This window comes from Pseudomonas sp. 22085, from assembly GCF_052045815.1.
Taxonomy (GTDB): Bacteria; Pseudomonadota; Gammaproteobacteria; order Pseudomonadales; family Pseudomonadaceae; genus Aquipseudomonas; species Aquipseudomonas glycinae.
The window spans coordinates 88729-105084 of sequence record NZ_JBQEQA010000023.1; the positions used below are offsets into that span (position 1 = coordinate 88729).

21 protein-coding genes and 1 pseudogene are annotated in these 16356 nt (G+C 59.8%); 11 read left to right on the forward strand and 11 right to left on the reverse strand.

The features are described from left to right. Positions 1-80 precede the first annotated feature (80 nt). From ACTJK7_RS24490 to ACTJK7_RS24520, 7 genes are all read right to left on the reverse strand, one after another. Entirely contained in the window at positions 81-1082 is a 1002-nt protein-coding gene (locus ACTJK7_RS24490) for a glycosyl transferase family protein (RefSeq protein ID WP_440781055.1), read from the reverse strand. Further along, on the reverse strand, positions 1079-1414 hold the full coding sequence (locus ACTJK7_RS24495) for a TusE/DsrC/DsvC family sulfur relay protein (RefSeq protein ID WP_064380667.1): 336 nt from the start codon (positions 1412-1414) through the stop codon (positions 1079-1081). The genes ACTJK7_RS24490 and ACTJK7_RS24495 overlap by 4 nt, the downstream gene beginning before the upstream one ends. Then, entirely contained in the window at positions 1411-1704 is a 294-nt protein-coding gene (gene tusB, locus ACTJK7_RS24500) for a sulfurtransferase complex subunit TusB (protein ID WP_440781053.1), read from the reverse strand. The genes ACTJK7_RS24495 and tusB overlap by 4 nt, the downstream gene beginning before the upstream one ends. Continuing rightward, positions 1704-2060: a sulfurtransferase complex subunit TusC gene (tusC, locus tag ACTJK7_RS24505; RefSeq protein WP_201820379.1), complete on the reverse strand. Its 357-nt coding sequence runs from the start codon at positions 2058-2060 to the stop codon at positions 1704-1706. Before tusC ends, tusB begins: the two co-directional genes overlap by 1 nt. A gap of 1 nt (position 2061) precedes the next feature. Continuing rightward, complete coding sequence (tusD, locus tag ACTJK7_RS24510) at positions 2062-2454, reverse strand: sulfurtransferase complex subunit TusD (protein ID WP_064384074.1); 393 nt, start codon at positions 2452-2454, stop codon at positions 2062-2064. Between the two features lie 100 nt (positions 2455-2554). Continuing rightward, positions 2555-3256 carry a YoaK family protein gene (locus ACTJK7_RS24515; protein WP_440781051.1) on the reverse strand — a complete coding sequence of 234 codons (702 nt, stop codon included), beginning with the start codon at positions 3254-3256 and terminating at the stop codon, positions 2555-2557. A gap of 24 nt (positions 3257-3280) precedes the next feature. Beyond that, positions 3281-3610, reverse strand: coding sequence for a DUF6388 family protein (locus ACTJK7_RS24520; protein ID WP_085654286.1), 330 nt, complete (start codon positions 3608-3610; stop codon positions 3281-3283). A 135-nt stretch (positions 3611-3745) separates the two neighbouring features. Between ACTJK7_RS24520 and ACTJK7_RS24525 the strand changes: the two genes are divergently transcribed. After that, the gene (locus ACTJK7_RS24525) at positions 3746-4096 is read left to right on the forward strand and encodes a hypothetical protein (protein ID WP_064380660.1); all 351 of its coding nucleotides are present in this window, start codon (positions 3746-3748) and stop codon (positions 4094-4096) included. Between the two features lie 64 nt (positions 4097-4160). Here the strand turns inward: ACTJK7_RS24525 and ACTJK7_RS24530 are convergent, their stop codons facing one another. After that, on the reverse strand, positions 4161-4586 hold the full coding sequence (locus ACTJK7_RS24530) for a GNAT family N-acetyltransferase (RefSeq protein WP_323151192.1): 426 nt from the start codon (positions 4584-4586) through the stop codon (positions 4161-4163). A 137-nt stretch (positions 4587-4723) separates the two neighbouring features. Here ACTJK7_RS24530 and ACTJK7_RS24535 point away from each other — a divergent pair, with 137 nt between their 5' ends. From ACTJK7_RS24535 to ACTJK7_RS24550, 4 genes and pseudogenes are all read left to right on the forward strand, one after another. Beyond that, positions 4724-5161 carry a hemerythrin domain-containing protein gene (locus ACTJK7_RS24535; protein ID WP_011334931.1) on the forward strand — a complete coding sequence of 146 codons (438 nt, stop codon included), beginning with the start codon at positions 4724-4726 and terminating at the stop codon, positions 5159-5161. A gap of 223 nt (positions 5162-5384) precedes the next feature. Next, a complete protein-coding gene (locus tag ACTJK7_RS24540) occupies positions 5385-6020 on the forward strand; it encodes a lytic polysaccharide monooxygenase auxiliary activity family 9 protein (protein WP_108562669.1) in 636 nt (211 codons plus the stop codon). Between the two features lie 40 nt (positions 6021-6060). After that, positions 6061-7086, forward strand: a pseudogene (locus ACTJK7_RS24545) (chitinase); the annotation flags it as partial. Positions 7087-7228: 142 nt separating this feature from the next. Beyond that, entirely contained in the window at positions 7229-7819 is a 591-nt protein-coding gene (locus ACTJK7_RS24550; RefSeq protein ID WP_064380653.1) for an NUDIX domain-containing protein, read from the forward strand. Here the strand turns inward: ACTJK7_RS24550 and ACTJK7_RS24555 are convergent. After that, the gene (locus ACTJK7_RS24555; protein ID WP_064380651.1) at positions 7816-8331 is read right to left on the reverse strand and encodes a methylated-DNA--[protein]-cysteine S-methyltransferase; all 516 of its coding nucleotides are present in this window, start codon (positions 8329-8331) and stop codon (positions 7816-7818) included. The genes ACTJK7_RS24550 and ACTJK7_RS24555 overlap by 4 nt on opposite strands. 136 nt (positions 8332-8467) lie before the next feature. Here ACTJK7_RS24555 and ggt point away from each other — a divergent pair, with 136 nt between their 5' ends. The 3 genes from ggt (at position 8468) to ACTJK7_RS24570 (ending at position 11923) form a co-directional block, all read left to right on the forward strand. Next, positions 8468-10195, forward strand: a complete 1728-nt coding sequence (gene ggt / locus ACTJK7_RS24560) for a gamma-glutamyltransferase (protein ID WP_108562667.1) — start codon at positions 8468-8470, stop codon at positions 10193-10195. 66 nt (positions 10196-10261) lie between these two features. Further along, complete coding sequence (locus ACTJK7_RS24565; protein ID WP_440781050.1) at positions 10262-10795, forward strand: cysteine hydrolase family protein; 534 nt, start codon at positions 10262-10264, stop codon at positions 10793-10795. 108 nt (positions 10796-10903) lie between these two features. Further along, on the forward strand, positions 10904-11923 hold the full coding sequence (locus tag ACTJK7_RS24570; RefSeq protein WP_108562663.1) for a lysozyme inhibitor LprI family protein: 1020 nt from the start codon (positions 10904-10906) through the stop codon (positions 11921-11923). A 4-nt stretch (positions 11924-11927) separates the two neighbouring features. Here the strand turns inward: ACTJK7_RS24570 and ACTJK7_RS24575 are convergent, their stop codons facing one another. Beyond that, on the reverse strand, positions 11928-12569 hold the full coding sequence (locus tag ACTJK7_RS24575; protein ID WP_064600889.1) for a TetR/AcrR family transcriptional regulator: 642 nt from the start codon (positions 12567-12569) through the stop codon (positions 11928-11930). A gap of 123 nt (positions 12570-12692) precedes the next feature. Between ACTJK7_RS24575 and ACTJK7_RS24580 the strand changes: the two genes are divergently transcribed. Next, positions 12693-13151 (forward strand): GNAT family N-acetyltransferase, encoded by a 459-nt coding sequence (locus ACTJK7_RS24580; RefSeq protein ID WP_323151193.1) that lies wholly within the window; start codon positions 12693-12695, stop codon positions 13149-13151. Between the two features lie 5 nt (positions 13152-13156). On the opposite strand, the gene ACTJK7_RS24585 is transcribed toward ACTJK7_RS24580, so the two are convergent. Further along, entirely contained in the window at positions 13157-13456 is a 300-nt protein-coding gene (locus ACTJK7_RS24585) for a DUF7693 family protein (protein ID WP_064384072.1), read from the reverse strand. Between the two features lie 174 nt (positions 13457-13630). On the opposite strand from ACTJK7_RS24585, the gene ACTJK7_RS24590 reads away from it, so the two are divergent. Both ACTJK7_RS24590 and ACTJK7_RS24595 read left to right on the forward strand, forming a co-directional pair. Beyond that, on the forward strand, positions 13631-15076 hold the full coding sequence (locus ACTJK7_RS24590) for a SulP family inorganic anion transporter (protein WP_108562659.1): 1446 nt from the start codon (positions 13631-13633) through the stop codon (positions 15074-15076). A gap of 311 nt (positions 15077-15387) precedes the next feature. Then, positions 15388-16350 (forward strand): IS110 family transposase, encoded by a 963-nt coding sequence (locus tag ACTJK7_RS24595; RefSeq protein ID WP_440779566.1) that lies wholly within the window; start codon positions 15388-15390, stop codon positions 16348-16350. The last annotated feature ends 6 nt before the right edge of the window (positions 16351-16356 follow it).

Consider the following 16356-nt stretch of genomic DNA (forward strand, 5'->3'; position numbering starts at 1 on the left):
CAGAAACCAGTAATCGTTGGAGCCGAGTCTATTCCGATGAGTTCGAACAAAAAGCGCAAAGATCGGGCGTTTATGATCGGTTAAATCGATTTGTCCCGCGCGGCCCAGTATTGCTCGGCAGTTTCGAAAGCCTGCTCACGGCTCTGACCGAGGCCACGCAGTGCCAACGCCATGGTCGAAATCAGCGCCATTTGCGGGTAACTGTCGATCACATCCCCACGCCAGACGGCCTTCAAATGCTCGATATCCAGCGAAGAAGGTTTGACGTGACGCTGCGCCGACAGCTGCGGCCATTCCTCGTCCCAGCCCTTGCCGCCAGTGGTGCCGTACAAGTGGCTGTCGGCATCCGGATTGATCTCGATTTCGCCGCCGTCGCCCTTGATCACGATTGCGGTGTCGCCAAGCAGGCCGCTGGCATCGCGGTGCACCGCCTGATAGCCGGGGTGGAAAATACTCTGCAGGCCACAACGCGCTCCCAGCGGATTGAGAATCCGCGCCAGTGAGTGAATCGGCGAGCGCAGGCCGAGGGTGTTGCGCAGGTCGATCATCCGTTGCAGCTGCGGCGCCCAGTCCACCAGCGGCATGAACGCCAGGCCACCGTCATCCAGCGCCGCGCCGACCTGTTGCCAGTTGCGACACAGTGGGATTTTCAGCTGACCGAGCAATTGTTCGGAGTACAAGCGCCCGGCGGTGTGGGCGCCGCCGCCGTGCATGAAGATACGCACGCCGTTCTGTGCCAGGCACTTGGCGGCCAGCAGATACCATGGCAGGTGACGCTTCTTGCCGGCATAGGTCGGCCAGTCCAGATCGACGTTCAGTGCTGGCGCCTGCAAGCGCTCGCGCAGGGCCTCGGTGAACCCGGCCATTTCCTCGGCGCTTTCTTCCTTGTGCCGCAGCAGCATCAGGAAGGCGCCGAGCTGGGTTTCTTCGACCGCTTCGTCGAGCACCATGCCCATGGCTTCCCGCGCTTCCTCGCGGGTCAGGTCGCGGGCGCCGCGCTTGCCCTTGCCGAGGATGCGCACGAACTGGGCGAACGGATGTTCGGCGGGCGTTTCGAGGGTCAGCGCTGGATAGTCGGTCATAGGCAATTCGTCGGTTTGGGCAGGCCCGCCAGTTTCGCGGCGAGTTTGGCAGGGGTGCCTTTGAACAGTCGGTTCAGGTGCAGGCTGTTGCCTTTCTCCGCGCCGAGCTTGAGCGCGGTGTACTTGATCAGCGGCCGGGTGGCCGGAGACAACTGGAATTCGGCATAGAAGCTGCGCAGCAGTTCGAGGATTTCCCAATGTTCCGGGCTCAGCTCGATGTCTTCGGCAGCGGCGAGGGCGCTGGCGACTTCGGCCGACCAGTCGTTGAGGTCGACCAGGAAGCCGTCCTTGTCCAGTTCGATGGCGCGGGTGCCGACGGTCAGCGCATTCATAGCCAGGAGTTGACCTTGTCGTGGTGGATCGACAACTCGACGAAGGCGGGGTAATCGATGGCTCCGGCCCAGTCCGGAACCTGCACGGCACGGGCTTGCGCGTCTTCGGCCAGCACGAACAATTTCACCTGACGAGATTCCAGCGCACTGAACGGCGCAGTGCCAGGTTGCAGCGCATAAGCGGCATCGCCCGACAGCAACAGCGCATCGCTGGCACCCAGCAGGCGCAGGCAACTGGTCAGGCGTTCGTCACCGAACGGGGAATGGGACAACACATGCAGAGTCGACATCAGAGGGTGATCACCTGGTCGTAACGGTCAATAAGGGCGGTGATTTCATCGGCGGCCAAGGGCTGCGCCTCGTCCAGCGAACGATCGCCGAGGCCGCGAACCCTGGCGCTGTCGGCGCAGTAGAACAGCTCTTCGACGCCGAACATCGGCAGCGCTTGCAGGTTGGCGCTCAGGTCTTTCTGCTGCAGTGCCTTGGCGTTTTGCCCGGCCGCCAGTTGCAACACACCGTCGTCGAGAAACAGCAGGCCGATCGGCAGATCGAAGGCGCCGCCGGCGAGCACGATGTCCAGCGCTTCGCGGGCGCCGGGGCCTGACCAAGGCGATTGACGGCTGATAATCAGAAGGGATTTGGCCATGTCAGGCGCCTCCGAAACAGATCAGGCGGTCGGCATCCTGCACCGCGTCATGCAACTGGCCGAGGCCGGACAATTCCCACGGCGCGCTGACGGCCACGGCATCACGCTGATAACGCCCGGCTTCCTCGGTATTCAACACGCCGCGGCGCAGGGCGGCGGCGATGCACACCACGCCGTCGAGGTTTTGTTCGGTGATGAAAGATCGCCACTGCTTGGGCAGGTTCAGTTCGTCCTGCGGTGTGACCACCGCGTCGGACGCGTTGTGGACGCCGTCCTGATAGAAAAACAGCCGGACAATCTCATGTCCGCCGGCCAGTGCGGCTTGGGCGAATAGCAGGGCGCGGCGCGAGGAGGGCGCATGGGCGGCGGAAAACAGCGCAATGGCGAACTTCATGACGGACTCGATCAGCAAAACTGCGGCCATGATAAAGCTTTCTCGGCGGGGCGGCGAAGTCGATGTTTCCCGTGTCCGTCCTGATGCGATCAGGTGTCTGTCAGCGCGGCATGTAGCCCAACTGCCAGCGCCGCGGAATTTTCAGGGTCAGCAGCCCCAGTACGGCGGCGAACAGACCGCTGACCAGCATCGCCTTTAGCCCCAGATGATGTTCCAGCACTGCCCCCAGAATGGCCCCGACCAGCATCCCGCTCCACGGCACCATTTGCACCCGCCAGCCGCTTCGCCGTTCGCCGAGCACCCAGCGGCCCAATCCACGGCCGAATCGGGACAGGGCGCCGGTGACGTACGTCAGCCCGACCGGCAGACCGTTCACTTCCTCCACCGCTGCGTTGAGCATACCCATCGCAACAATCGCCGCCAGCAGGGCCGGCAGTTGAGTGTCAAAGGGCCAGGCTGCCAAACAGAGCAGAGCGGCGATGGACAACAACAGGGGCAGCGCCCGCCGTCCACCCAGTCGGCTGACTACAACCCCGAGGGCATTACCGACAATGAACGTCGCGACCAGCAGGATCAGCCTTAATGTCAGTGCGCTGTCGCCATCACTGATCGCCACGGCCAGCCGCGTGGTGTTGCCGCTCATGAAGGAAACGAAATCGCCGCTGGCCATGAAGCCGATAGCGTCGGTCATGCCGGCCAGTACCGACAGGCTGGCAACCAGCGCCAGGCCCACACGGCCGCGCCATTTCTGTATGTGAAGATGTCCGGGGCTGGCGCGGTGGGTCGAGGTCGAAGGCAGCATCGATAAAGCGTCCTTGAGCAGGGGTTACGGTTCTATGCCATACAGATCGCAATATTCCAGCCAATCCATGCCGGCCATTTCCGCCACTTCGCGATGCACTTCCAGACGTTGCGCCTGATATTCCTCGGGCGTCGCGGCAGTCAGTTGCAAGGTCAGTTCCCAGGCAAACAATCCTTGGCCTTCGGCCTCGGCTTCGAAGGCTTCGTGCAGGCGTTCTTCGCGGTACTGCGCCTGCGTTTCGCCCTTGGCCTGGGCCAGCAGCGGGTTGAGGTGGTCAAGGGCTTCGCGCAGTTCCGGACGCGCATCGAGAAACAGTTTCAGGGCCTGTTCGTGTCGCTGGTCAGTAGGCGCCATGGGCTTTCCTTGTAAGGCTGATGAACGTTAATGTGCCGCAGCGGCCGGCATGTGTCGCGCTTTAAATGCAGTAAAGCAGAACGATTTTTCCGGCTGCGGTGATACAGTCCGCTTTTTTCCGAATGAGCGAATGCAATGCGAATGCTGATGGTGGCACTGGCGGCAACCCTGCTGGCCGGTTGCGCGGGCTCGGCGATGGAAGACGCCCGCACGCAAACCCCTTACAAGACCCTGAGCTCGGAGAAGCCCGAAAAAGACGTGGCCCGATGCGTTCAGTTCGCCTGGCAGGACGAAGCGGTGTTCGGCGTGGACGCGGCGGCGTATCTGCAACCGGGCAAGAAGGGTGGTTCAACGGTTTACACGCGCTCGGCTGAGTCGTTTGTCGACTTGAGCACGGATGCGTCCGGCACCGTGTTGAACTACTACGCGCAGAAGGATGATTTTGTGGCCAAGCGCCGCTTGGCGGCGTTGGCGACCTGTCTGTAACGGGCGGTTGAATGCATTGAAGCATGCGCGACCCTCGCCAGCCTGCGGGCGAGGGTCGCTGAATTCAATCAATCAAACGCTTCTGGAAAAAATGCCGCTTGTGCCCCAGCGGATAATCCACAATCTCGCCACACTCGGTATACCCCAGTTTTTTGTAGAACCCGGGCGCCTGAAAATCAAAGGTATCGAGCCAGATCCCCACGCAGTCTTTTCCCCGGGCGAATTCCTCGACCATGTTCATCAGCTTCGAGCCGATGCCCTGTCCCCGGCCTTCTTCCGGCACCGCCAGTAACTCGATAAACAGCCACCGATAGAACGTGTGCCCATAGAGGCCACCGAGGATCGCGTCGTTATCGTCGCGCACCAGCAACGCGACCGGTTCGTACAGCGACGGCCCGGCCTTGGCAATGTTGTAGGCACGCAGCGGCGCCAGGATGGCCGCGCGCTGTTCTTCGGTGGGGTCCTGCGACAGCTCGATCCGCAACGTCATGTTGTCTTCCTTGTAGTAATGAATCGGCAGCCTATCGCGCCACCGTCGGTTGAAGCAATCGCTTGGAACCGTTGCTCCTGCGCCGCGGTCTAGCCCTTCAGGGCGTCCATCCGGAACGCGTTTGCCTGGGAGATTCCATGAACATTTTCGAAGCCCTGCGTGAAAGCCACGATCGTCAGCGGACCTATGCGAAATCGTTGATCAAGACCAGCGGTGACACCCCGGAAAGGGTCGAGGCCTACAAGCAGTTGAAGGCTGAGCTGCAAGCCCATGAAACGGCTGAAGAGCGCCATTTCTATATTCCGCTGATGGAGTACGACAACGGTATCGACCTCAGTCGGCATGCCATCGCCGAGCACCATGAAATGGACGAAATGATGGAAGAGCTCGACGAGACCGAGATGTCCAGCCCGGCCTGGTTGGCCACGGCGAAAAAGCTTTCGGAGAAGGTCCATCACCACTTGCAGGAAGAAGAGCAGAAATTCTTCCAGATGGCCGGCAAATTGCTCGACGACAAGCAAAAGGTACAGCTCGCCGGGCAGTATCAAAAGGAGTTCGAGGCACAGCTTCCCTGAACCGGTAAATGCGGGTTTTTGTAATAACGCGGTGTAGTCCTTTTGCCCTTCGTTGGGTGAGCGTCGTCGTAATGCACTGTGTTTATATACAGTGTTTTCGGCGTTTTTCGAGTTTCGCCAAGGCAGACTGCGACAAAACCGCCGATGGACAAAAAATCCCCCTCCGTTAGCTTGAAGGCCTCTCCTCGGACAGGAGAGTTCTTAAATCAACGGAGTGAAAAACATGAACCAACCACAAGCTCAAACCCAACTGCGACACGGTCGCGTCATCTCCCCTGCAAGCCGCGGTGCGGTGGCCATCGAGCAAGGATTGCTCGGTGGCTGGCAGGTCAACGAAATGGAAGGTGGCAAGAACTTTCCGGCGCTGGCAGCCGGCCCGTTCCCCGCGCCGTTCGAAAGCGACAATCCGAGCGTCGTGCCGCCGGCTGACGGCTATATTCTCAGCGGCGGCAAAAACGACGCACGTGACTGCGTGAACTTCACCGCAGAAGAAATGAGCAAGAAGCTCGGGCGTCCGTTCTCCTGGCCGCTGCTCAATGTCACGCCTGGCCAGACCCTTGAGGTCAAGTGGGAGTACACCGCCCCGCACACCACCCGCGGTTACCGCTGGCTGATCACCAAGGATGGCTGGGACCCGAAACAACGCATCACCCGAGCGCAACTGGAGGCTCAACCGTTCGCCGAGGATTTCTATCTGCAAGTGCCGTACTACAGTCATGCGGCGGAATTGAAAGCCAAGGTCAATCACGCGGTGAAACTGCCGGACAACAAGCACGGGCATCACGTCATCGTCCTGATGTGGATCGTCGCCAACACCGGCAACGCCTTCTATCAGGCCTTCGATGTGGACTTCAAATAAGCCCGCAACGTCAAACTCACACGTTCTGAAGGATTAGAACATGTCAAACATCGACTTTACCCTATTGAAAAGCCAGGCCAGCGACGCCGCGTCGCTGATGCCGAGCCTTGCCGGCAAGAAGATCCTCATGGGCTTCTGGCACAACTGGCCGGCCGGCCCGAGCGATGGTTACCAGCGCGGCCAGTTCGCCAACATCACCCTGGAAAACGTGCCCAAGGAATACAACGTGGTTGCGGTGGCCTTCATGACGGGCAGCGGGATTCCGACCTTCAAGCCGTTCAACGTCTCCGATGCCGAGTTTCGCCGTCAGGTCGGCGTGCTCAACAGTCAGGGACGGGCCGTGCTGATTTCACTGGGCGGTGCCGATGCGCACATCGAATTGCGCGCCGGTCAGGAGCAACCGCTGGCCAATGAAATCATCCGTCTGGTGGAAACCTACGGTTTTGATGGCCTGGACATCGATCTTGAGCAGAGCGCGATTGATTTCGCTGCCAACAAGACCGTCCTGCCGGCCGCGCTGAAACTGGTCAAGGATCACTACGCCGGCCAGGGCAAGCATTTCATCATCAGCATGGCGCCGGAGTTCCCGTACCTGACCACCTCCGGCAAATACGTCGGTTATCTGCAGGCGCTGGAAGGCTATTACGACTTCATCGCTCCGCAGTTCTACAACCAGGGTGGCGACGGGGTCTGGGTGCCGGAGGCCAATAACGGCAACGGGGCGTGGATCGCTCAGAACAACGACGCGATGAAAGAGGACTTCCTCTATTACCTGACCGAGAGCCTGGTCACCGGCACTCGCGGTTTTACGAAGATCCCGGCGGACAAGTTCGTCATCGGCCTGCCGTCCAACGTCGATGCTGCTGCCACCGGTTACGTGATCGACAAAACCGTGGTCGGCAACGCGATGAAACGCCTGGCGGTCAAAGGGCATCCGATCAAGGGCCTGATGACCTGGTCGGTGAACTGGGACAACGGCACCAGCAAGGATCGCGTGCCGTACAACTGGGAATTCAGTCGGCGTTATGGACCACTGATTCACGGGGCGCCGTCTGCGGCGCAGGGCACTGATGCCGCAACGGTGAACGTCGCTCATCAGTAGTCAGTGAAGGAAAAGCCCGGTAGCGCTGCCGGGCTTTTTTCGTCGGCGGTTCGCATTATTTCACCTACCATGGCCATCTTCCGATGACAAAAAAGGATCAGGCGTCATGTCCAACACAGCCGAGCGGGTCAACATCGTCGATACCCAGGTGTTGTCCCACGACTGGTATCTGCTCAAGAAAATCACCTTCGACTATCACCGTAACAACGGTGACTGGCAGCGTCAGACGCGCGAGGTCTACGACCGTGGCAATGGTGCGGCAATTCTGCTGTTCAACCGCGAGCAACGCACCGTGGTGCTGACCCGGCAGTTCCGCCTGCCGGTATTCGTCAACGGTCACGACGGATTGCTGATCGAAGTGGCGGCGGGATTGCTTGAGGGCGCGGCGCCGGAGCAGCGCATCCGCGACGAGGCGGAGGAGGAAACCGGTTATCGCGTGCATGACGTGAAGAAGGTGTTCGAGGCCTACATGAGCCCCGGCTCGGTGACTGAGAAACTGCACTTTTTCATCGCCGAGTACGATGCCTCGTCAAAGGTCAGTGAAGGGGGCGGTCTGGAAGAGGAAACAGAAGAACTTGAAGTGCTGGAGTGGCGTTTCGACGACGCGCTGGCGGCGTTCCAGCGGGGTGAAATCTGCGATGCCAAGACCATCATGCTGCTGCAGTACGCGGCGATGAATAACCTGTTCGGCGGTTAAAACAGATCGCCGGTTTTACCGATGTCCGACCACTGGCCACCCTCCAGAGTCAGCAAGCGCTCCTTGGCTTCCAGGCCTCCGGCAAACCCGGTCAGTTTTCCTGAGGCGCCGATGACTCGATGGCACGGTGCAATGATCGAGATCGGATTGCGCCCGTTCGCCGCGCCAACGGCACGCACCGCGCTCGGGTGGCCGATCTGTTCGGCGATCTGGCTGTAGGTCCGGGTTTCGCCAAACGGAATGGTCAGCAACGCGGCCCAGACCTTTTTCTGGAATTCGGTGCCGGCAAAGTCCAGCTCCAGATCGAACGCGTTTCGCGTTCCTGCAAAATATTCTTCCAGCTGTCGCGCGGCTTTCATCAATACCGGGTTGTCCGGTGCCTCGCTCATTGGCCCGAGGCGCACCCGGTTCGGTTTGTCGTTTTCCCAGAGGATGGCGGCCAGACGTGAGCCGTTCGCGACCAGCTTCAACTCGCCGACGGGCGAGGGCAGGGTGATGAACGTGTAGGTCATGGGTAGAACTCCGGGACGGGGGTGAAAACTGCGCCCAGCATACTGCCGGATCGGGGAGGCGCAAACCGCAATCACGACCATACTGGCTGATGCTCTTGAAGCGCTTTCCTACCTTATAAAAAGAAGAGACCGACTCATGAAGTACGAACCTTTTGCCAAATCGCTGATGGCGACCTCATTGGCGCTCAGTTGCCTGATGGCTCACGCCGCCTCGGTTGCTCCGGTCGCCGCCGAAAACGGCATGGTGGTCACCGCCCAGCACCTGGCCACTCACGTGGGCGTCGACGTATTGAAAAGTGGCGGCAACGCGGTGGATGCGGCGGTCGCCGTGGGTTATGCACTGGCGGTGGTTTACCCGGCGGCGGGCAACCTCGGTGGTGGTGGTTTCATGACCATTCAACTGGCGGACGGACGCAAGACCTTCCTCGATTTCCGCGAAAAAGCCCCGCTGGCCGCGACGGCCAACATGTACCTCGACAAGGACGGCAACGTCATTCCGGACCTGAGTACCCGTGGCCACCTCGCGGTCGGCGTTCCGGGCACCGTGTCCGGCATGGAGCTGGCGCTGAGCAAGTACGGCACCAAACCACGCAAGGAGATGATTGCCCCGGCCATCAAGCTGGCCGAAGAAGGCTTTGCGCTGGAACAGGGCGATGTCGAATTGCTGGAATACGCCACCGACGTGTTCAAGAAGGACATCAAGGATTCCGGCGCGATCTTTTTGAGCAACGGCGAGCCGATGCAGGTCGGGCAGAAACTGGTGCAGAAGGATCTGGGTAAAACCCTGCGCACCATTTCTGAAAAAGGCGCCGACGGCTTCTACAAAGGCTGGGTGGCCGACGCCATCGTCACCTCCAGTCAGGCCAACAAGGGCATCATCACCCAGGCCGACCTCGACAAGTACAAGACCCGCGAATTGGCCCCGGTGGAGTGCGACTATCGCGGTTATCACGTGGTATCGGCACCGCCGCCAAGCTCCGGCGGCGTCGTGATCTGCCAGATCATGAACATTCTCGAAGGCTATCCGATGAAGGATCTGGGCTTCCATTCGGCCCAGGGCATGCATTACCAGATCGAGGCGATGCGCCACGCATACGTGGATCGCAACAGTTATCTGGGCGACCCGGATTTCGTGAAAAACCCGATCGAACACCTGCTGGACAAGAACTACGCGACCAAACTGCGTGACGCGATCCAGCCGCAGAAGGCCGGCGTGTCGGCGGAACTCAAGCCCGGCGTCGCGCCCCATGAAGGCAGCAACACCACGCACTACTCGATCGTCGACAAATGGGGCAACGCGGTCTCGGTCACCTACACCCTCAACGACTGGTTCGGCGCCGGCGTGATGGCGAGCAAGACCGGAGTGATCCTCAACGATGAAATGGACGACTTCACCTCCAAGGTCGGCGTGCCGAACATGTACGGCCTGGTGCAGGGCGAGGCCAACGCCATTGCTCCGGGCAAGGCGCCGCTGTCCTCGATGAGCCCGACCATTGTCACCAAGGACGGCAAAGTGGTGATGGTGGTCGGTACGCCGGGCGGCAGTCGCATCATTACCGCGACGTTGCTGACCATGCTCAACGTCATCGACTACGGTATGGGACTTCAGGAAGCGGTCGACGCGCCGCGTTTCCACCAGCAGTGGATGCCGGAGGAAACCAACCTCGAAGACTTCGCCGCCAGCCCCGACACGAAGAAGATTCTCGAGAGCTGGGGCCACAAGTTCGCGGGCCCGCAAGACGCAAACCACATCGCCGCGATTCTGGTCGGCGCACCATCGCTGGGTGGCAAACCAGTGGGCAAGAACCGCTTCTACGGAGCCAACGATCCACGGCGCAACACTGGGTTGTCATTGGGTTACTGAGCGGAGTAAAAAGGGGGCGGGCACACGTCCGCCCCTGTCCCAAGGACCGATCAAGGAAGGCTCACCATGACCACCGCATTGCTGATCATCGATGTCCAGCGCGCCCTGTGCGCGGGCGAATACGAATGCCACGACGCCAATCGGGTAATCGACACCATCAACGGCCTCAGCGCCCGCGCGCGTCAATCGGGTGTGCCAGTGGTGCTGATTCAGCACAACGAAAAGGACAGCCCGTTCGCTCACGGTGCCGAAGGCTGGCAATTGGCTGAAGGCCTGAGCACCGCACCTGGCGATCTGCGCGTCGACAAGACCGCCAACGACTCGTTCTACCAGACCAACCTGCAGAAACTGATCCCCCGGGAAGACTTCGACCGCCTGGTGATCTGCGGCATGCAAACCGATTACTGCGTCAACGCCACCGTGCGTCAGGCCCATCAACTGGGCTACGACGTGGAGCTGGCGGCCGACGCCCACACGACGGTCGACAACGGCAACATGAGCGCCGAAGACATCATCGCCGAACACAACAAGGACTGGGCGCACCTGACCGGTTCTGTAGCGCGGATCGATGTGAAGCCGGCGGCTGAAATCAGATTCTGAGTCGTTCTTGCACAAGAGCCCGGTTGTCCGCCAGCAACCGGTGAAAAATCAGAGCATCAATAGCCCAGGCCCGGCATACTGCCGCCGCCTCAGGAATGGAATCTGTCGATGCTCGCTTTCAATCTCCGTCACGCCTTGCTGCTGACGTCTCTCGTATTTGCTACCACCTCCCACGCTGCCAGTTTTGACTGTGCTGGAGCTTCCAGTCCGGTTGAAAAAGCCGTTTGTGCGGATCCGTATACCTCGAGTCTCGATGAAAAACTCGGGGCGCTCTGGCGGACAGCGTTGGCGCAGGTGGCTGACCCGCAAGCGCTCAAGGCTGATCAAAGAGCATGGTTGAAGAACCGCAGCCTTTGTGGCGCTGAACCGGCGTGCTTGCATCGTGAATATCTGATGCGCCTGACTGAGCTGAAATATGCGACCAGAACGTTCTCATGGGATGCCACATGGCAGTTGATTCCTCACGGGGTTAACTCGGCATCCGAAGTGATCATCAAGCGTCAAGACTCCACACACATCCGCTTTGGGATTTCAGCACAGGAGGGCGCCAACTCTGGTGAATTGGAAGGTATTGCTGTGTTGAACGGTGGTGAAGCCCGTTTCGAAGAAGGTAGTTGCACGCTTGTTTTTCGAGCGATCAATGGTGTACTGGACGTCACACAGAATGGCGATGACGTTGATTGCGGTGCCGGTATGGGTGTCTTTTATTCAGGTCGTTATGTGGCGTCTGAAAAACCACTATCGATGAATTACAACCTGTTGAGCCTTGGACTTGCTCGTACGCAGCAAGAGGATCAGGCGATGCATGAACTGCTCAAGGGTGATTATCAGAAACTGGTGGACCGTACGAGTACGATGACCGTCGGCGACCCGGCGGTTGATGTGCCTGATGCAGAGGTCATCGAGATGTGGGTACGTGGGCTGGGCAATATGAACGCGGCCATTCTGATGCGTGCGGCCAGTAACCGTTTCTGGGTGCTGATGTTGGTGCCTGAAAAAGAGGGCCATACGCGAGCCCGTTACTACACCAATGTACCGGAATGGAAAAAGCGCCTGCCTGCTCAGTTCCAGGCATGGTACGAGCGGATGGAAGGCGACCGCACGCTTCCGCTGGATTTCATGCCCTGACGCTTCAGGTCGCAAACAGCACGTCACGGATTTCCCCCTTCCGTGGAGCCACGACCCCCTCCAGCACCAGCCGCGTAATCGTCTCCGCCGCCACCGCATAATCCTCATCCTGCGGCACTTCCCGCCCGGTGATGCGCCCCATCTGCCAGCCAATGTTGGTGTAGGTGCGCGTCGCCGACCAGATGAACAGCATCAAATGCTCGGGATCCACAGGCGCCAGCAGCCCACGGTCGATCCAGCTGCGCAGACACTCGACATTGCGCCGGGCTTCGCCGTGCAGCAGGTCACGGCATTCGTCGGGCAACTGACGGCCGCCGAGCAGCAACTCACCACTGAAAACCTTGGCGATCGCCGGATGCTCGCGGGCGATGCGGATGCGGGCGGCGACGTAGGCGCGCAGGCCGATCAGCGGGTCATCGCTTTCGCGCAGTACCGCCGAAGCTTCCAGTAACGGTTCGACGAAGCCGAGCAGCACTTTGCCGTAGAGGTTTTCCTTGCTCTGGAAGTAGTAATACAGGTTGGCCTTGGGCACACCGGCGCGGGCGGCGATGTCGCGGGTCTGGGTCGCGTCGAAGCCGTTGGCGGCGAATTCTTCACTGGCGGCGGCCAGGATCAGTTGCTGGTTGCGTTCGCGGATGCTGCTCATGGACGGCATGGAGGTCTGGCCATTTCGGGTTCGCAATATACAAAACTATATAGCGAGTAGGCCAGCAAACTCGTTTGTCAGCGCTATGCTGGTTTCAATTTCAATAACGTCAGGAAAAGGCCAATGACTCTCCGGGCCCTGCGCGCCACGACGACTCACCTCGACGCGGTGGCGAAGCTGTTCGACGCCTATCGCGGCTTTTATGGCCAGCCGTCGAACCTCGAGCAATCGCGAGCCTTTATTGCCGAGCGCATGGCCGGCAATGAATCGGCGATTTTTCTGGTTGAGGATGAAAGCGGTGAGGCGCTCGGATTCGTCCAGCTGTATCCGACGTTTTCCTCGATTGATGCCCATCGCACGTGGTTGCTCAGCGATCTGTTCACCACGCCGGCCGCCCGAGGTCGTGGAGTCGGACGATTGCTGATGAATACCGCCCGCGACTTCGCCGTCGAAACCGGCGCCAAGGGACTGGTGCTGGAAACCGCCACCGACAATGTCACCGCCCAGGGCTTGTACAAATCACTCGGTTGGATACGTGACACTGGCTATTACACCTACCTGCTGGACTTGCGGCAGGTCTGATCCGGTCAGCCGACCTGGGCCAGCAATCGCTCGATCTGCGCCAGCTCCCAGGTGCTGAGCAGGCTGACCGGGTCGGTGCCGAAACGCTGAGTCGTGTCGAGTCGCCACACCCGATCTTCCGGGCTCCGACATTGCAGGCAGTGGTGCAGGCGCTGACCGTCAAAGTCGAGCAACAGCCGCCAGCCGTCGATCTCGACCGAGATCTGTCCAGGCCGGTATTCCTGCGCAATACGCTGTAACGCGTAAACCTCCAACGCCGCATCGCGCAAGCGCTGGCAGACTTCGCGAGTGGATAGCGGTGACATGTTCAAACCCGTTGCTCGATGAAGCGTGCAAGCATAGAGCGCCAACCCGTTCCTGTCAGCGATCACTGGCCCACGCCGGCGCATTTGCGTAACATCCGCAACCCTCTTTTTCCGCGGCGCTCTTTTGCGCCAATGCATGCGGCCGCGCCCGTCGGCCGCTCTGTCAGGTAAGCCATGAAACCGATTCGTCTGCGCGCCGATGTCCTGGCCGGACTCACCACCTCGTTTGCCCTGTTGCCCGAATGCATTGCGTTTGCGCTGGTGGCCCACCTCAACCCGCTGATGGGCCTGTACGGCGCCTTCATCATTTGCACGCTGACCGCGCTGTTCGGTGGCCGGCCGGGCATGGTCTCCGGGGCGGCGGGTTCGATGGCGGTGGTGATCGTCGCGCTGGTGGTGCAGCACGGCGTGCAATATCTGTTGGCGACGGTGTTGCTCGGCGGCTTGATCATGATGGCGTTCGGGCTGTTGCGACTGGGCAAACTGGTGCGCATGGTGCCGCACCCGGTGATGCTCGGGTTCGTCAACGGCCTGGCGATCATCATTGCGCTGGCGCAACTGGAGCATTTCAAGAGCGGCGAGCAGTGGCTCAGCGGCACGCCGTTGTACCTGATGACCGGGCTGGTGCTGCTGACCATGGCCATCGTCTACATCCTGCCGCGCCTGACCCGTTCGGTGCCGCCGGCACTGGTGGCGATCCTCGGCGTAGGCTTGCTGGTTTACCTGCTCGGCCTGCCAACCCGCACCCTCGGCGACATGGCGCACATCGCCGGCGGTCTGCCGAAGTTTGCGCTACCGGACATCCCTTGGAATCTCGACACCCTGCGCATCATCGCCCCCTACGCGATTCTGATGGCGCTGGTCGGCCTGCTGGAAACCCTGCTGACCCTCAACCTTACCGACGAAATCACTGAAACCCGTGGCTACCCGGACCGTGAATGCGTGGCGCTGGGCGCGGCAAACGTGGTCTCCGGTGCATTCGGCGGCATGGGCGGTTGCGCAATGATCGGCCAGACCGTGATCAACCTGAGTTCCGGCGGGCGAGGACGGTTGTCCGGCGTGGTGGCGGGTGTGTTGATCCTGCTGTTCATTCTGTTTCTGTCGCCGCTGATCGAGCGCATTCCGCTGGCGGCGCTGGTGGGGGTGATGTTCGTGGTGTCGCAACAGACGTTTGCCTGGGCTTCGTTGCGGGTGCTGAACAAAGTGCCGCTCAACGATGTGCTGGTGATCATCGCGGTAACGACCATCACGGTGTTTACCGATCTGGCCACGGCCGTGCTGTGCGGGATCATCATTGCCGCGCTGAATTTTGCTTGGCAGCAGGCGCGCGAGCTCTACGCCGATGAACATCTGGAAGCGGACGGCAGCAAACTGTATCGCCTGCACGGCACGCTGTTTTTTGCCTCGACCACGCCGTTTCTCAATCAGTTCGACCCGGCCAGCGATCCGCAGCGGGTGACGCTGGATTGCCGGCACCTGAGCTTTGTCGATTACTCGGCCATCGCCGCGCTGAAAACCTTGCGTGAACGCTACGCCAAGGCGGGCAAGCAGTTGCAGGTGTTTCACCTGTCCGAGCGCTGCAAGAAGTTGTTGAAACGCGCCGGGGTCGATCACGACTGACGCGTCCGACGCAGTACAAAATTCAATGTGGGAGCGAGCTTGCTCGCGATGGCGGAGTATCAATCGACAAAGATGCTGACTGATCCACTGCCATCGCGAGCAAGCTCGCTTGTATGTTTAGACTTGAAGGGGTGGGCGGGACTAAAAGCTCGATTCCGACTCTAGCCAGTACGGACCGTGGGAGACTTCTCGTCCCGCCCTTTCTACCTAAAGCGCCGATAAGGAATTCATCGGTAAAACCGACGATAGAGGCAAGCCAGCGCTACGGTAGACCCCGACAAGCTCTTAAACCCTAGCTCCGAGGATTCGTCATGACAATCCTTACCTCGCCAACGGTGATTGGTGTCGATGTGGCCAAGGCCGAAATCGTTGTTTATCGCGAAGATCTGGAAATTACCCAGGTCATCAACAATGACCGCACGTCTGTAGGTCGTTGGCTGAAGACCTTGCCCGCACAAAGCTCGATCGCTCTGGAAGCCACTAATCTCTACCACCTGGACACGGCCGAACTGGCCCATGGTATGGGGCATCGGGTTTACGTCGTGGACCCTTACCGGGTGAGCCATTACCGCGAAAGCATCGGTCAGCGTGCAAAAACCGACCCTTGTGATGCACGTCTTCTGGCGCGTTATCTAACCAGTGAACAGCACCGGCTGCGGGTCTGGAGCCCACCACCACGGCACTACACGGTGTTGAAAAGTCTGCTTAACAAGCGTGCGCAGCTGATGAAGGCCCGAGTCAGTATCATGCTGAGCTGGTCAAACGAACCTCTCCTTGAAGATCTTTTGGCCCGTGGGTTGGAGCATTTCAAACAGCTTGATCAAGCCATTCAGGAATTACTCCGCAAAGTCAGCCAAGAGGCCGGCATTAGCGAAAACATCAGACGCTGCAAAGCGATTGAAGGGATTGGTGAACTCACGGCAACGGGCTTGGCAACTACGTATATGCGAGGTGAGTTCGCCAGCGCCGATGCGTTCATCGCCTTTCTGGGAATGGATTTGAAGGCAAAGGACTCAGGCAAGAAACACAGTCCTCGCCACTTGAGCAAAAAAGGTGACGGAGAATTACGGCGTCTTGCACACAATGCAGCTATGGCAGCTTGTCGGTCCCCTGTTTGGAAACCGTTCTATGAATCCTATCTGGCAAGAGGTCTAGCCAGAACTCAGGCTTTGGTCATCCTCGCCCGTAAGCTTTGCCGGGTGGCATTCGCCCTCATGAAAAATCAGAGCGAATACCAACCCAATTTAAGGTTGCAGGGTTCCCCTGCAACATAGAATCTC

Excerpts from the sequence above, each read along its gene's own strand:
- ACTJK7_RS24490 (WP_440781055.1), bottom strand. The coding sequence starts at position 1,082 with ATGACCGACTATCCAGCGCTGACCCTCGAAACGCCCGCCGAACATCCG.
- ACTJK7_RS24495 (WP_064380667.1), bottom strand. The coding sequence starts at position 1,414 with ATGAATGCGCTGACCGTCGGCACCCGCGCCATCGAACTGGACAAGGAC.
- tusB (WP_440781053.1), bottom strand. The coding sequence starts at position 1,704 with ATGTCGACTCTGCATGTGTTGTCCCATTCCCCGTTCGGTGACGAACGC.
- tusC (WP_201820379.1), bottom strand. The coding sequence starts at position 2,060 with ATGGCCAAATCCCTTCTGATTATCAGCCGTCAATCGCCTTGGTCAGGC.
- tusD (WP_064384074.1), bottom strand. The coding sequence starts at position 2,454 with ATGAAGTTCGCCATTGCGCTGTTTTCCGCCGCCCATGCGCCCTCCTCG.
- ACTJK7_RS24515 (WP_440781051.1), bottom strand. The coding sequence starts at position 3,256 with ATGCTGCCTTCGACCTCGACCCACCGCGCCAGCCCCGGACATCTTCAC.
- ACTJK7_RS24520 (WP_085654286.1), bottom strand. The coding sequence starts at position 3,610 with ATGGCGCCTACTGACCAGCGACACGAACAGGCCCTGAAACTGTTTCTC.
- ACTJK7_RS24525 (WP_064380660.1), top strand. The coding sequence starts at position 3,746 with ATGCGAATGCTGATGGTGGCACTGGCGGCAACCCTGCTGGCCGGTTGC.
- ACTJK7_RS24530 (WP_323151192.1), bottom strand. The coding sequence starts at position 4,586 with ATGACGTTGCGGATCGAGCTGTCGCAGGACCCCACCGAAGAACAGCGC.
- ACTJK7_RS24535 (WP_011334931.1), top strand. The coding sequence starts at position 4,724 with ATGAACATTTTCGAAGCCCTGCGTGAAAGCCACGATCGTCAGCGGACC.
- ACTJK7_RS24540 (WP_108562669.1), top strand. The coding sequence starts at position 5,385 with ATGAACCAACCACAAGCTCAAACCCAACTGCGACACGGTCGCGTCATC.
- ACTJK7_RS24550 (WP_064380653.1), top strand. The coding sequence starts at position 7,229 with ATGTCCAACACAGCCGAGCGGGTCAACATCGTCGATACCCAGGTGTTG.
- ACTJK7_RS24555 (WP_064380651.1), bottom strand. The coding sequence starts at position 8,331 with ATGACCTACACGTTCATCACCCTGCCCTCGCCCGTCGGCGAGTTGAAG.
- ggt (WP_108562667.1), top strand. The coding sequence starts at position 8,468 with ATGAAGTACGAACCTTTTGCCAAATCGCTGATGGCGACCTCATTGGCG.
- ACTJK7_RS24565 (WP_440781050.1), top strand. The coding sequence starts at position 10,262 with ATGACCACCGCATTGCTGATCATCGATGTCCAGCGCGCCCTGTGCGCG.
- ACTJK7_RS24570 (WP_108562663.1), top strand. The coding sequence starts at position 10,904 with ATGCTCGCTTTCAATCTCCGTCACGCCTTGCTGCTGACGTCTCTCGTA.
- ACTJK7_RS24575 (WP_064600889.1), bottom strand. The coding sequence starts at position 12,569 with ATGAGCAGCATCCGCGAACGCAACCAGCAACTGATCCTGGCCGCCGCC.
- ACTJK7_RS24580 (WP_323151193.1), top strand. The coding sequence starts at position 12,693 with ATGACTCTCCGGGCCCTGCGCGCCACGACGACTCACCTCGACGCGGTG.
- ACTJK7_RS24585 (WP_064384072.1), bottom strand. The coding sequence starts at position 13,456 with ATGTCACCGCTATCCACTCGCGAAGTCTGCCAGCGCTTGCGCGATGCG.
- ACTJK7_RS24590 (WP_108562659.1), top strand. The coding sequence starts at position 13,631 with ATGAAACCGATTCGTCTGCGCGCCGATGTCCTGGCCGGACTCACCACC.
- ACTJK7_RS24595 (WP_440779566.1), top strand. The coding sequence starts at position 15,388 with ATGACAATCCTTACCTCGCCAACGGTGATTGGTGTCGATGTGGCCAAG.